The organism is Neobacillus cucumis, assembly GCF_002860255.1.
GTDB classification, from domain to species: domain Bacteria; phylum Bacillota; class Bacilli; order Bacillales; family Cytobacillaceae; genus Neobacillus; species Neobacillus cucumis_A.
The window spans coordinates 235,372-248,869 of sequence record NZ_PGVE01000064.1; the positions used below are offsets into that span (position 1 = coordinate 235,372).

Below are 13,498 nucleotides of genomic sequence, written 5' to 3' on the forward strand. Positions count from 1 at the left end.
AACTATGGCAAGTAACAACAACTCTAATCAACTTTTAGTACCAGGCGTCGAGCAAGCACTTAACCAAATGAAGTATGAAATCGCTCAAGAATTTGGCGTAAATCTTGGTGCTGATACTACTTCACGTGCAAACGGTTCTGTCGGAGGAGAAATTACAAAGCGTCTTGTAGCAATGGCAGAATCTCAACTTGGCGGCGGATTCCAACGCTAATTTTTAACCAACTTTTCTGTACAAATTAATAATATGGCCTAAGCCCCCTCCTATTAACGGTGGGGGCTTTCACTGTTGTAATTAAACCATTTTTTCAGGATTAATCCACTCTGAGAACTGTTCTTCCGTAAGGTAACCCGTTTTAAGTGCTGCTTCTTTTAGGGTACTATTTTCCTTAAAAGCAAGCTTTGCAATTTCCGCTGCTTTTTCATACCCGATATGCGGATTAAGTGCCGTTACTAACATTAATGAACGTTCTACGTTATTTGATATTTTTTCAACATTTGCCTCTATACCGATTGCACAGTTCTTATTAAAAGAATCAATCCCATCTGCAAGAAGCCTTATAGATTGAATTAGGTTATAAATGATGACTGGTTTAAAGACATTCAACTCGAAATTCCCTTGGCTGGCAGCAAAACCAATTGAGGCATCATTTCCAAAAATCTGACAAGCCACCATCGTCAAAGCTTCACTTTGTGTTGGATTGACTTTTCCCGGCATAATGGAACTTCCCGGTTCGTTTGCCGGGATACTAATCTCTCCTATTCCACTGCGAGGACCACTTGCAAGCCAGCGAATATCATTGGCAATTTTCATTAAATCAGCGGCTAATGCTTTTAATGCCCCATGGACATGAACAATTTCAGCATGACTTGTTAAGGCATGAAATTTATTATCTGAAGATTTAAAGGAAAAACCTGTTAAATTCTTAAGTTCCGCTGCTATCAGTTGACCGAATTGCGGATGAGCATTTATTCCTGTCCCTACCGCAGTTCCTCCTGCTGCTAAAATCAATAAATGCTCACTAGCTTCTTTAATTATTTGTTCATCTTTCTCAAGCATCGCCCTCCAGCCGCTAATTTCCTGGCCAAGAGTTAGAGGTGTTGCATCCTGTAAATGAGTTCTGCCGATCTTGACAATGCCAGCAAAAGCCTTCTCCTTTTCTTGTAGAGTATTTTTCAGTTCAAAAATTACTGGGATTAAACTTTTAGTAATTTTAATATAGGCCGCCATATGCATGGCTGTTGGGAAAGTATCATTCGAACTTTGAGACATATTTACATCATCATTTGGATGTATTCTTTCTGAGCTTCCCAAATCGATAAGTATTTGGTTTGCCCGATTTGCGATCACTTCATTGACATTCATATTGGATTGGGTACCGCTGCCGGTTTGCCAGACTAGTAATGGAAAATGATGATCGTAATCCCCATTATGTATCTCATTACATACATCTACGATTGTTCTCATTTTAACTTCATTAAGCTTTCCTAATTTGTAATTAACCATTGCAGCAGCTTTTTTAATAAACACCAAGCTATAGATAACTTCAATCGGCATCTTTTCCTCACCAATTTTAAAATTTTCTCTGCTCCTCTGTGTTTGAGCTCCCCAATATTTATCTGCAGGTACTCGAATCTCACCAAGAGTATCCTTCTCGACTCTAAATTTCTCCATAACTTTCCACCTCACATTTTCTACTACTTCAATATATATATCCATTGTTAACTAATATTAACATCCCATTGATTTGTTTTGAAAAAATAAAAAGACTGCAGACACCATGTCCGCAGTCTATGATTTAATGAGTGTATATCCGATAAAATAAGAAAGAATTAAAAAGCTGCCAATCGCTAATACAACCGAATATTCAGACATATACATCCCACCCTTTATTTTTGTCTTTAAAATAGCACAAAGGGTAAGTACAGTAAGTGATAAAAATTACACTTATGTGAAGTTGTTCGTCTATCCAGCCTGGTTGGTTCCTCCCTGCTGAAGTTGGTACATTTGATAGTATTTTCCTTTAGAACTCATCAATTCATCATGTGTGCCTTTTTCAACAATGACTCCTCGGTCCAATACAAGAATTTGGTCAGCATTTCGTATCGTTGATAATCGGTGAGCAATTATAAAAGTGGTTCTCCCATTTTTAAGGACATGCATTGCCTCTTGAATAATTGCTTCTGTTTCCGTATCAATACTCGAGGTGGCTTCATCAAGAATGAGAATAGCAGGATTAAAGGCAAGGGCGCGTGCAAAAGAGATTAATTGCCTTTGGCCACTGGAAAGAGTGCTTCCCTTTTCAATCACCGGCTCATCAAATCCCTCCTCAAGATTCTTAAACACTTTTTCAGCCCCGACATCCTTTAGCGCTTTCTCTACTCTTTCTCTCGTTATGGTTGGATCATTAAGGCTAACATTGGAGGCAATAGTGCCAGTGAACAAGTAAGGGTCCTGCAAAACAATCCCCATGTGGTTTCGCAGCGTTTGCCTTGGGATAGTTTTAATATCCTTACCATCAATCAAAATTTTCCCTTTCTGACAATCATAAAAACGGAAAAGTAAATTCATCACTGAACTTTTACCGGAACCCGTATGTCCAACTAACGCAATGGTTTGACCTTGTTCTGCTTCAAAATCAATATTTTTTAAGACGTATTCATCATCTTTATAACCAAAAGAGACATGCTCAAAAATGACATTTCCCTTAAAACGAGGTATCTGCTCTTTGCTGACATTTACTCCAGGCTCATCAAGTAATTTAAATACCCTCTCACCCGCTACAAGTGCCTGCTCCAAATTAGCCAATTGATTGACAATCCCTTGAACAGGCTGGAAAAGACGATTAATATAATCCACAAATGCATAGAGCATTCCAAGAGAAATCATATTGGCAGGGTTCAACGCTTGAACTCCAAAATACCAAATAAACGCTGTAAACGTGAGATTTCTTAAAATCCCAACTAAATTATGCGATGTTAGGGAATTTAAACTTAACAATTTATTTTGATAAGTAAAATGTTCATGGTTTAACTTTTCAAACTCTTTTTTTGTTGCGCCTTCTTGATTAAATGCCTGAATAATACTCATCCCTTGAATAGACTCATTCAACACCGCATTTATATCACTATTTCTTGACCTGATCATACGGTTATATTTAGATGCGTATTTTCGGTATATCAGTGTCCATACATAAAGGATTGGCAGCAATAATAAACAAATCGCTGCAAGTTTTACGTTTAAAATAAACAGTGCTGCATAAATTCCTGTTATATAAATAGTACTTGTAAAAAAAGTAGCCAGGACCGTTACATATAATTCTCGAATGGCCTCCGTATCATTAGTAATCCTTGCAACTACTTTCCCTGCAGGAAGGTTATCAAAATATTTAATGGGCAGGCATTGAATCTGCCGAAAAACCTCCTCTCGCATACTTTGAATGATGCGATTGGCTGATTTTTGCAGAAAAAACCTTTCCCCATATTGAAAAAATGCCGAAATTAGCAACAGCCCAAAATAAAGCAATAATAGTTTAAAGATGATTGGAATTTCCGGTTGATAAAAAGCTAATAATTGTGAACCAGATAGGACCTTTACCGGATACCCCTCCGTCCGTTTATCCTTTCGAATGTATAACTTACCTTCTTTTACCTTACGTTTTCCATCAAATTGAATCTCTTGGTTTATGAATACGAACCTCGCCCCCACTTGGAGAATTCTAATTGGTTTTCCCTTTTTTTCACTCTGCGAGATATATTTTTCTCTTTTATAAAACTTACCTTCATATTCAACGGCCCTTGAACTATTGTTTGTTTCATACCAGGTACCTTCGATTCCTAATATATGTTGATCAATGATATTTTTGGCAATAAATGGTCCAGCAAGATCCGTTACGACCGAAATCGTTAACATTAATAAGGCCGTAATAATGATTTTTTTATAAGTTAGTGCGTACTTTGTTAGTCTTTTTCCTGTAGTCATGGAGACACCCCTTCCCCTACTTGAGCTTCAAGCTGCTGGCGGACAAACTGTTCTTTATACCAACCCGCTCGGTTGAGCAGCTCTTCATGTGTCCCTTCCTCTATGATTTTTCCATCATCTAATACAATAATATGTTCGGCATGCTGTACGGCTGACATCCGGTGCGTGGTAATAATCGTAGTCTTATCCTTTCTGATGTCACGAATATTGTCTATGATTCTTTTTTCTGTTTTTGCGTCAACAGCAGATAAGGAATCGTCCAGAATTAGAAGTTCCGGATTTTTTATTAGTGCACGCGCGATTGATATACGCTGTTTTTGACCTCCTGACAAAGCAACTCCTTTTTCACCCACCAGCGTATTCAGTCCGTCAGGCAGCATGGCCAAATCCTTTCTGAATGCTGCTAGCTCAATCGCTGTCTCTAATTCTTCCACACTCGCATCCTTACTACCAAATAGAATATTTTCCTTTACACTTCTTGAGAAAAGTACATGATCTTGCGGAACATAGCCAATTCGCTCCCTTAGTTGATTGATCGATTGCTGCTCAATCGGAATACCTGATAAAGATACTTCACCCGAACTAATTGGATATTGCCTCAACAATTGTTTAATAAACGTGGTCTTTCCACTACCTGTTTTTCCTACAACCCCCAGCGTCTTTCCTTGCACTAAGGTGACATTGATATTGTGGAGGTTATTGATTTTGGAGGCTGGGTAACGAAAATTAACATTCTGGTAATCAATCCGCTCAAGAGTCGTAATCCCCTTTGGATATTTCGGCTCAGATACTTCTGCCTTGTAGCTAAGGGTCTCATTCACCCTGTCTAACGATGCATTTCCACGCTGCATGACATTGATTAGTTCACCAATGGCAAACATCGGCCAAATCAGCATTCCTAAATAAACATTAAAAGAGACGAGATTGCCTAGGGTGATGGTTTGATGGAAGACTAAGTAGGCACCGTAACCGAGTCCAATTAAATAACTGATTCCCACCAACACCTTTATAGTTGGATCAAATAGGGCATCAATCCTCGCGACCTTAAGATTCTTATGAAAAACATCCTCCGTTAACTCATGAAACCTGTGCATATCAGCTTCCTCCTGAACATAAGCCCGGATGACCCTTACACCTGCAACGGATTCAAGGACACGGTCATTCAGTTCACCAAAGGCATCTTGCGCCTCCAAAAAACGGGTATGAATTCGTTTTCCATAAATTTTCATCAAAATCGCCATCAGGGGCAGTGGAATAACGGATGCCAAGGTAAGTTTCCAGCTGATAAAAAGTCCCATAGTCAAGAGCAGCGTCAGCATCCATACACTTGAATCAACTAGAGTTAAGATACCGAAGCCCGCAGTATTAGAAATAGCTTTTAAATCATTGGTTGCACGTGCCATCAAGTCACCCGTACGATTTTTTTCATAAAAAGCAGGAGTCATTTTTAATAAATGTTTCATAAAACGGGACCTTAGTTTCCTTTCCACAAGGAAGGCTCCCCCAAATAATCGATACATCCAAGCATAGGTGATTCCGTAGGATGAAATCATAATCAAAACTAGGACTCCAAGAAAGATAAGAATTTTCCCTTTATTAATTACTCCGGCATGTATATCATCGATCGCCATTCCAATGACTTTTGGCGGTAATACATCTAAAATACCGACTAATATTAACAGTGTGATAGCGATTACATACCGACGCTGATTCTCTTTAAAAAACCAGCTTAACTTTCGTAATACCTCAAACAATACTTTCTACCCCCTTTGTACTAACCGCCTTCTGTCTCCCCTAATGTTTGTGCAAGTCGTACCTCCAAATTTATTAACATCTTCTGTTCCTCCTTAGTCTTTGAATTATATTAAAAAGAGGCATACCGCTGGTGTGCAGTATGCCTCCGTTTAAAAAAGGGGACAAAAAAACACAGGTTACGCTTTACTAAAGAACGCAACACTGTGTCTGTTTATAAACATTAAAACTGTTAGAGAAAAAGTTTCATAGGACAGGTTACATTCAAATATTTAGTTATAATACTTTGAGCGATATTTAAGTTTTTCATTTTGTAACCCTCCTTTTTTCCTAATATTTCTTCTTTTGTTAGGTTATCACCAGTTTTTCCAAAAGTCAATTCCCATTTTTCAGAATCCTTTAGTGTTTCGTAAAAAGGTACGGGATGTTTTCCTGTACCTCGCCTCGATAGTCTTCTTAATTTTGTCTTTTATTCCTCCACTGTTTATTCCACTTCTCTATTTGTTTATTCCATCTATCTTCCCACTTTTGAACTTCATTATTAAAATGCTCTTTAAATTGATTCTTTTCTTCTGCTTTTTTCCTTTGTTCTATTAATAAATCAATGTGTTTGACATGAAATTTCTGTCTAGCTGAACCTTTTAACGATTCCTTCATAACTTCTCGAAAGACAACAGCAGAGCCCGTCCTATTTGTTGGGATAATATAATGAGTAGCATCTGTTTTATCATAACCGATCCAAATCGCACCTACTAACTGAGGTGTAAATCCGACAAACCATTGATCCTTCAGTCCAGTTATCCCTTTGATGGGTACTTGAGTGGAGCCTGTTTTACCAGCTGTTTCTCTGCCGGGTATTTGCGCTGCTTTTCCCGTTCCTTTTTCCACTACACCTAGAAGCATGGTGGTCATTTGGTCAGTAACAGCTTTTGTGGTTACCATCACCTTTTCTTCTTTCCATTCAGCCACTACTTTTCCCTCTGAATTAACTATTTTTTTAATTACATGACCTTTTATTCTGTATCCTTTATTAGGAAAAACGGAAAATGCTTCAGCCATACTCAAAGGTGAAATTCCCCTATGCAAACCGCCGAGAGCCATGGATAAATTCTTATCTTTTTTGTCTAATGAGATACCAAATCGTTTAACAGAATCGACTCCCTTTTCAATTCCCAGCTCATTTAATAGCCAGACGGCCGAAACATTCTTTGATTCCTTTACCGCCTCATACATCGGCACTTCTCCTGTATACTTATGATCATAATTGCTTGGCTGATAATCCCCAAATTTCATTGGTTCATCCTTTAGCATATCAGTCATTTTCCAACCTTCTTCTAAGGCTGGTGTATAGACTGCAATTGGCTTAAATGCTGAGCCTGGCTGCGCTTTTAATTGCGACCCACGGTTGTAGCCTCTAAAGGTATGTTTCCCTCTCCCGCCAACAATGGACCTGACTCCGCCTGTTTTGGGATCGAGTAATACACCTCCGCTTTGAACCAGGCCGTTTGTGCCCTTAGGAAAAAGAGAGCTATTTAGATACGTTGTTTCCATTGCGGCTTGCATTTTTGGATCAAGTTCCGTATAAATGTGAAATCCGCCTGTTAATAATTCCTCCTGTGTAAGTCCATATTTCGAAACGGCCTCATCTAATACTTGATCAACATAGTAGGGGTATCTCCCTCGAAATGGATCGCCTCCCTTATCATTTAAAATAACCTTTTCTACTTTTGCCCTGTTATATTCGCTATCAGAAAGATAGCCTTGATTCTTCATTTCAGCCAAGACAAGATTTCTTCTATCCGTGGCCTTTTTCAAATGCTGATAAGGATTAAGGGCTGACGGTGCTTTAATTAACCCGGCTAGCAGGGCTGATTCACTAACTGATAACTCTTGAACCTCTTTAGCAAAATATTTGCTTGCCGCCTGTTTAATTCCATATGCGCCATTGCCAAAGTAAATTTGATTCACATACATTTGGAGAATTTCCTTTTTTGAATACTTGCGTTCAACTGCAATAGCTAAAAACACCTCTTGCATCTTTCTATTGAGGGTCTTTTCAGCTGTTAAGAGTGTATTTTTTGTTAATTGTTGCGTAATCGTACTGCCCCCTTCTACCAACCCGCCTGCCATTAGGTCACGAAATAGTGCCCTAGACGTTCCGATTAAATCGACCCCATTATGCTGATAAAATCGCTTATCTTCAATGGCAATAATAGCATTCTTCAAGGAATCTGGAACTACCTTTATTGGAACACCTTCAGTTTTATTCGCGGAAACCTTACTGGCAATTTTTCCACCCTTATCATAAAAAACGGTTGGCTTCGGCAGTTCATTCTTTAAGCCCGATATATCGGCATCCCTTGAGAAATATAAAAGAAGAGCAAAGAAAGCCAATACTATAACCAATATAAACAGCAGACTAACTTGAAGCACATGCCATTTTTTTAATTGTTTAAAGAATCCAATTGTTTTATCTGTTACTATCACAATGATGACATCCTTTTGCTTTGTTCTCATTATCAAGTATACTTTTTGATAATTTATTAGTTTTTATGACAGTATTTAAATAAAAAGCTTTATACAAAAAAAGATGGGAGCAAGACCCCATCTTTTTTGTTTGGATTATTCACTTTTAGCCAATTCTTTAAAGCGGTGTCTAGATAATTTCTCATCAAAGCTTGAAAAGATACGATAGTTTTGATCATCTAGAATTCGAAAATGCTTACTTAAAATATTTTGCTGCAGGATAAATCCATTCTTTTGAGATATTATCCTCCACCAAACTCTTCCACCAAGGGTTTTTGTTTTACGAAGATCAATTCCGTTTAGGGCAACTGTTTCTAATACCTCAAGGGGTTCATTTCCAAACAAGAATTGGACTGTTTCTGTTTCCCGAAAAAGGGCACAAATGGAGACAACGGTCGACCAGCCAGCTAAGACTCTCCCTTTTTCAATTTGTACAAGGGTTTTCTTCGAGACACCAATAATATCTGCCATCTTATCCTGTGTAAAACCTGCTTCTGTCCGAATCAGACGCAGCTTTTCAGAAACTTGCATAATAATTTCATCCCTGTTCACAGTAAGCCCTTCCTTCAATTTCTTCTAGTGTAATTTTACACAAGTTCAATGGACTATTCAAATTTCAAGAATAAAAAAACTGCTATATTTCACAATAGCAGTTTTGAGTACTTGATATTTGAAGATTGTCTAGCTCCAGGGCGCTTACGCATTTCGTGGTGGAATGTTGCACTGACTGGAACATGAATTTTTCAAATCACAGGCGGCACATTTTCCTTTTTTGGATCTATTAATGAATTTAACTAATGCCCAAGAAGCGTATCCAAAAATAGCCACACCGATTAATATACTCGCAATCATTTGTTCCACCCCTCTCAAGATATTAAACCAATCCAAACCATTTTCCACCTTGATAAATAATCAAGGATAACACATAGGCAATTACGAACGCATAAATCATTGAAAAAGCAGTCCATTTTTTTGAACCAGTTTCCTTATAAATGGTTGCCGTTGTAGCCAAACAAGGTATATACAATAAGATAAATACCATGAAGCTATAAGCTGAAAGCGGAGTGTAGTAATTAGCCAATAACCCTTGAAGGCTTGCATCATTTGGAACAAAATAAATAATATTCATTGTTGAAATAATTGCTTCTTTTGCCAAGAAGCCTGTTATTAAAGAAGCAGTTGCCTGCCATGTTCCAAACCCTATCGGATCAAAAATCGGTGCAATAACATTACCAATTGCAGCTAAAAAACTATCATCCATATTAACTTTTAAGCCATGCGGCCCTGCATAAGATAACAGCCAAATAAAAACGGAACCTGCAAAGATAAATGTTCCTGCCTTTCTAATAAAACCCTTTCCTTTATCCCATGTACTTCTCCATAATGATTGAAATTGTGGAAGTCTGTATGGAGGAAGTTCAATAACAAATAAAGATGTTTCTGATTTTAATAAGGTTTTAGAAAATAGCTTTGCTAAAGTTAAGGCCACCACAATTCCTAACACGTATAGACTTAGAACAACAAATGCTTTATGGGCTGCAAAGAAGGCTCCCACAAATAAGGCATAAACTGGTAAACGTGCCGAGCAGGACATTAATGGTGTTAAAAGTATGGTTAAGAGTCTCTCCCGTGGTGTTTCAATTGTTCTAGCAGCCATGATCCCTGGGACATTGCAGCCAAAGCCAATCATCATCGGTATAAACGCTTTTCCATTTAACCCTACTGATTCCATAATGCGGTCCATTACAAGGGCTACTCGAGCCATGTAACCGGAGTCCTCTAATAAAGAGATAAAGAAGAAAAGAATAAAGATTTGCGGTACAAACACAAGTACTCCGCCAACCCCTGCGACTAGCCCTTCGATAATTAAAGCATGAATAAAATCTGAAGCATGAATGGCGCTTAAGACGGCTTCAAACCCAGTAGTGACTGGTCCGGTTAAAAAGGCATCCAGAGCATCTGATAAGGGTGTCCCCAGCCAATCAAATGTCAGCATAAACATGAAATACATCAGTAAAAGAAAGATTGGCATCCCTAAGAATCGATTCGTTACAATGCTGTCAATTTTCTCAGAGAGTGGTATAACTGAGTTACTTTTGCTGGCTACTTCCGCAACAACCTTTTCTATCACTTCTTTCCTTTTTAAATAAATAAAATTGGAAAGTGATTTTCCATTCAATCGTGCTTGGAGTTTGTTTTCTAAGTTATTTACGATATCCTTTATACTCTGAGGATTCGCAATACTGTAAACATAGTTTTGAACATATTGATTTCCTTCAAGAAACTGTATGGCAAGAAATCTTGTAGAATGGGCTGTCTTACCTGAAATTTCCCCGGTTATTGCTAAAATTGCCTCTTCTGCCTCTTTGCCATAATAGACAAGGTGCTTGTTCGCAGGCTGAATGGATTTTGTAGAAATGACATCAACAAGCTTGTCACAACCTTTTCCGCTTCGAGCGACCACAGGGACAACAGGAACACCTAGAAGTTTTGCCAGCTTCTCTACATTAATATGAATCCCGCGTTTCTTCGCAACATCAATCATATTTAAGCCTATTAGAGCGGGTTTCTCAAACTCTAACAATTGAAGAGTCAAATGTAAATTACGTTCTAATTGTGAAGCATCTAAGATATTTAATAATCGATCAACAGATTCATTTAAAAAAAACGAAGTGACAACACCTTCATCCTTGGATAAGGGATTTAGTGTGTATACTCCAGGTAAATCTATTAATTGTCCAATATTATTCTTGAAAACTCCTACTTTCTTTTCAACTGTCACACCGCTCCAGTTACCAACATACTCATAGGAACCTGTTAGATTATTAAACAATGAAGTTTTCCCGGTATTAGGATTTCCGATTAGAGCGATTTCCATTATATTCTCTCCACTTCAATCTGAACTGCTTCTTTGCGTCGAATACCAACACATTGACCGCATGATTCGATCATAATTGGGCCCCCAAACGGCATGACACATTTTACACAAACCTCAGATCCCTCTGTAATTCCAAGATCAAGCAGTCGTCTTTGAACGAGGTGACCAACATGAGATATATCTATAATTTTCCCTTTATCTCCAGCTTTTAAAGATCCAAACATGTATATCACCCTATCTATGTTAATTGAGAATGATTATCTTTCTAATTGTATTTTAACACTTTTTTGAGTTAAGAAGCATAATAAATTTGACAAAAGTTCGAAAAAACATAGATAATTAACAACATTTACCAAGATAAAATATATATTTTCTTTCATTTAAAAAAGGATTTTTAAATTCATCATCGAATTAACATGATATTCAGTTTGGTTAAAACCATAGGAGGAAACAACATGTTTACGGGAGAACAAACGGACTTAATCGCCTTTTTTGCAAATAACAAAGAGCAATTAGTTCAAGAATGGGAGAATGCAATCATGATTTACCAAGGTGATCCCTTTAAAGGTAAAATTCGTGAAAATGGAGAAGCTCTTTTAAATGTCATTCTAACTATGCATAGTAAATCAAAAGAAGAATTATTAACTATTATTGAAAAAATCGCCATAGATATTTCAGAGGAACGAGTAATGGCAGACATTAACATTGGTGATTTTGTCTACAATGTCAATATTGGAAGAACTATATTATATAGTTTTTTAAGTAAAACGGGGCTTACTTGGTCCGAATTACAGAAGTCCATTAATGATATTAATTTTTGCTTCGATAAATTTTTATATTTTGCTGTATCCCATTACTCTGAAGCAAAAAATAAAATTATTGAAGAAAAGACAATGTTTATTGACTCAACCCATCAAGATCGCCTAACACTTCTCGGCCAAATGACCTCAAGCTTTATTCATGAATTTAGAAACCCACTAACATCTGTGCAAGGATTTATTCAATTACTTAAAGCTGATTATCCAAATATGAGATATTTAGACATTATCTCGAGTGAATTAGATCAGCTTAATTTTCGCATTTCACAGTTTTTGTTACTTTCAAAAAAAGAGCTGATCGGAAAAGAAAAGGTATTCTTCAAATTAAATTATCTTATAGATGAAGTCTTAAATTTTCTTTATCCAAGTATTTTGGACGGTAAAGTTAAAATTCAAAATAATTTAAGTGATGATTTTACCTTAAATGGTTATGCGGATGAAATCAGGCAGGTCTTTATTAATATCATATTTAATGCCATTGATGTTCTGAATCACCATGAAGTCCCAAATCCTACAATCGAAATACACAGTTCATTAGAAGATAATGAAACTATTAAAATCAGTATTTCGAATAATGGTCCTGTTATTCCAGTTGAAATGCATAAAACCATTTTTGAACCTTTTTTCACTACAAAAAAACTAGGAACTGGCCTTGGCTTGTTTGTATGTAAAGAAATTATTGAAAAACATAAAGGTGAATTAACCTGTGACTCGTCTCGCGATAAAACAACTTTCTCCATATATTTACCAGTAGCTTTAGAAGCTGATGAAGAGCAAGAGGAAAATCTATAGAAGAAACCTTTAATCCCACTTTATTAAAAAGGAGGGATTTTTTCTTTAATTTGATTTCCCCCTCAGGCCTATTATGCATATGATGTACCAAAAACTGATCATCAGGAGAATAGGCCTATGTTTACATTAAAAGTAGACCATGAAATCGAGCTTCAGTTATTTCAGCGGCATCAAGCATTCATGCTATTTCAACTTATAGAGGAAAATCGAGAACATTTACGGGAATGGATGCCATGGGTGGATAATATGACCACTCCCTTTCAAATTGAAACTATTATTCCCGTATGGCTTAACCAATTTGCTGAAAAAAGCGGCATGAATGTAGGAATTTTTTATCGTGGTGAGCTGGTTGGTTCCTTAGGATTGCATCAAATTGATTGGTACAACAGGATGGCAAGTATTGGTTACTATTTAGCCAAGAAAGCTGAAGGTCACGGAATTATTACCAGGTCAGTGAAAGCCCTGCTAAATTATTGTTTTTATCAATTAGGATTAAACAGAATTGAAATACGCTGCGGAGTAAAAAATGTTAAAAGCCGTGCCATTCCAGAGAGGCTAAGGTTTGTCAAAGAAGGTATCGCTCGGGATGGTGAACATTTAAATGGGCGTTTCCATGACCTTTTTATTTATAGCATGCTGGCACGGGAATGGAATCACCTAAACAGTTAAAATTAACATTGGCGGCCAAAGGCTGCTTTTTTGTTTTAATCCTTCCTTAGTTTGATAATAAAGAGCATTTTTTGAAATAATAAA

At 37.2% G+C, this 13,498-nt stretch carries 11 protein-coding genes; 3 read left to right on the forward strand and 8 right to left on the reverse strand.

From position 1 onward, the window contains the following. The first annotated feature begins 4 nt into the window (after window positions 1-4). Window positions 5-211, forward strand: coding sequence for an alpha/beta-type small acid-soluble spore protein (locus CVD27_RS17710; protein WP_098529737.1), 207 nt, complete (start codon window positions 5-7; stop codon window positions 209-211). Between the two features lie 81 nt (window positions 212-292). Here the strand turns inward: CVD27_RS17710 and fumC are convergent, their stop codons facing one another. The 8 genes from fumC to CVD27_RS17750 form a co-directional block, all read right to left on the reverse strand. Then, window positions 293-1,672, reverse strand: coding sequence for a class II fumarate hydratase (fumC, locus tag CVD27_RS17715; RefSeq protein WP_101649217.1), 1,380 nt, complete (start codon window positions 1,670-1,672; stop codon window positions 293-295). Between the two features lie 291 nt (window positions 1,673-1,963). Beyond that, complete coding sequence (locus tag CVD27_RS17720; protein ID WP_101649218.1) at window positions 1,964-3,979, reverse strand: ABC transporter ATP-binding protein; 2,016 nt, start codon at window positions 3,977-3,979, stop codon at window positions 1,964-1,966. Continuing rightward, window positions 3,976-5,733, reverse strand: a complete 1,758-nt coding sequence (locus CVD27_RS17725; RefSeq protein ID WP_101649219.1) for an ABC transporter ATP-binding protein — start codon at window positions 5,731-5,733, stop codon at window positions 3,976-3,978. Before CVD27_RS17725 ends, CVD27_RS17720 begins: the two co-directional genes overlap by 4 nt. Window positions 5,734-6,187: 454 nt before the next feature. Further along, complete coding sequence (locus CVD27_RS17730) at window positions 6,188-8,248, reverse strand: transglycosylase domain-containing protein (RefSeq protein WP_101649220.1); 2,061 nt, start codon at window positions 8,246-8,248, stop codon at window positions 6,188-6,190. A 105-nt stretch (window positions 8,249-8,353) separates the two neighbouring features. Continuing rightward, window positions 8,354-8,809, reverse strand: a complete 456-nt coding sequence (locus CVD27_RS17735) for a helix-turn-helix transcriptional regulator (RefSeq protein ID WP_101649221.1) — start codon at window positions 8,807-8,809, stop codon at window positions 8,354-8,356. Between the two features lie 144 nt (window positions 8,810-8,953). Beyond that, complete coding sequence (locus CVD27_RS17740; RefSeq protein ID WP_101649274.1) at window positions 8,954-9,109, reverse strand: FeoB-associated Cys-rich membrane protein; 156 nt, start codon at window positions 9,107-9,109, stop codon at window positions 8,954-8,956. 22 nt (window positions 9,110-9,131) lie between these two features. Beyond that, window positions 9,132-11,135: a ferrous iron transport protein B gene (gene feoB, locus CVD27_RS17745; protein ID WP_101649222.1), complete on the reverse strand. Its 2,004-nt coding sequence runs from the start codon at window positions 11,133-11,135 to the stop codon at window positions 9,132-9,134. Continuing rightward, window positions 11,135-11,359, reverse strand: a complete 225-nt coding sequence (locus CVD27_RS17750) for a FeoA family protein (RefSeq protein ID WP_024030721.1) — start codon at window positions 11,357-11,359, stop codon at window positions 11,135-11,137. The genes feoB and CVD27_RS17750 overlap by 1 nt, the downstream gene beginning before the upstream one ends. 231 nt (window positions 11,360-11,590) lie before the next feature. On the opposite strand from CVD27_RS17750, the gene CVD27_RS17755 reads away from it, so the two are divergent. Both CVD27_RS17755 and CVD27_RS17760 read left to right on the forward strand, forming a co-directional pair. Continuing rightward, window positions 11,591-12,745 (forward strand): histidine kinase N-terminal domain-containing protein, encoded by a 1,155-nt coding sequence (locus CVD27_RS17755; protein WP_101649223.1) that lies wholly within the window; start codon window positions 11,591-11,593, stop codon window positions 12,743-12,745. A gap of 117 nt (window positions 12,746-12,862) precedes the next feature. Then, complete coding sequence (locus CVD27_RS17760) at window positions 12,863-13,414, forward strand: GNAT family N-acetyltransferase (protein ID WP_101649224.1); 552 nt, start codon at window positions 12,863-12,865, stop codon at window positions 13,412-13,414. Window positions 13,415-13,498 lie beyond the last annotated feature (84 nt).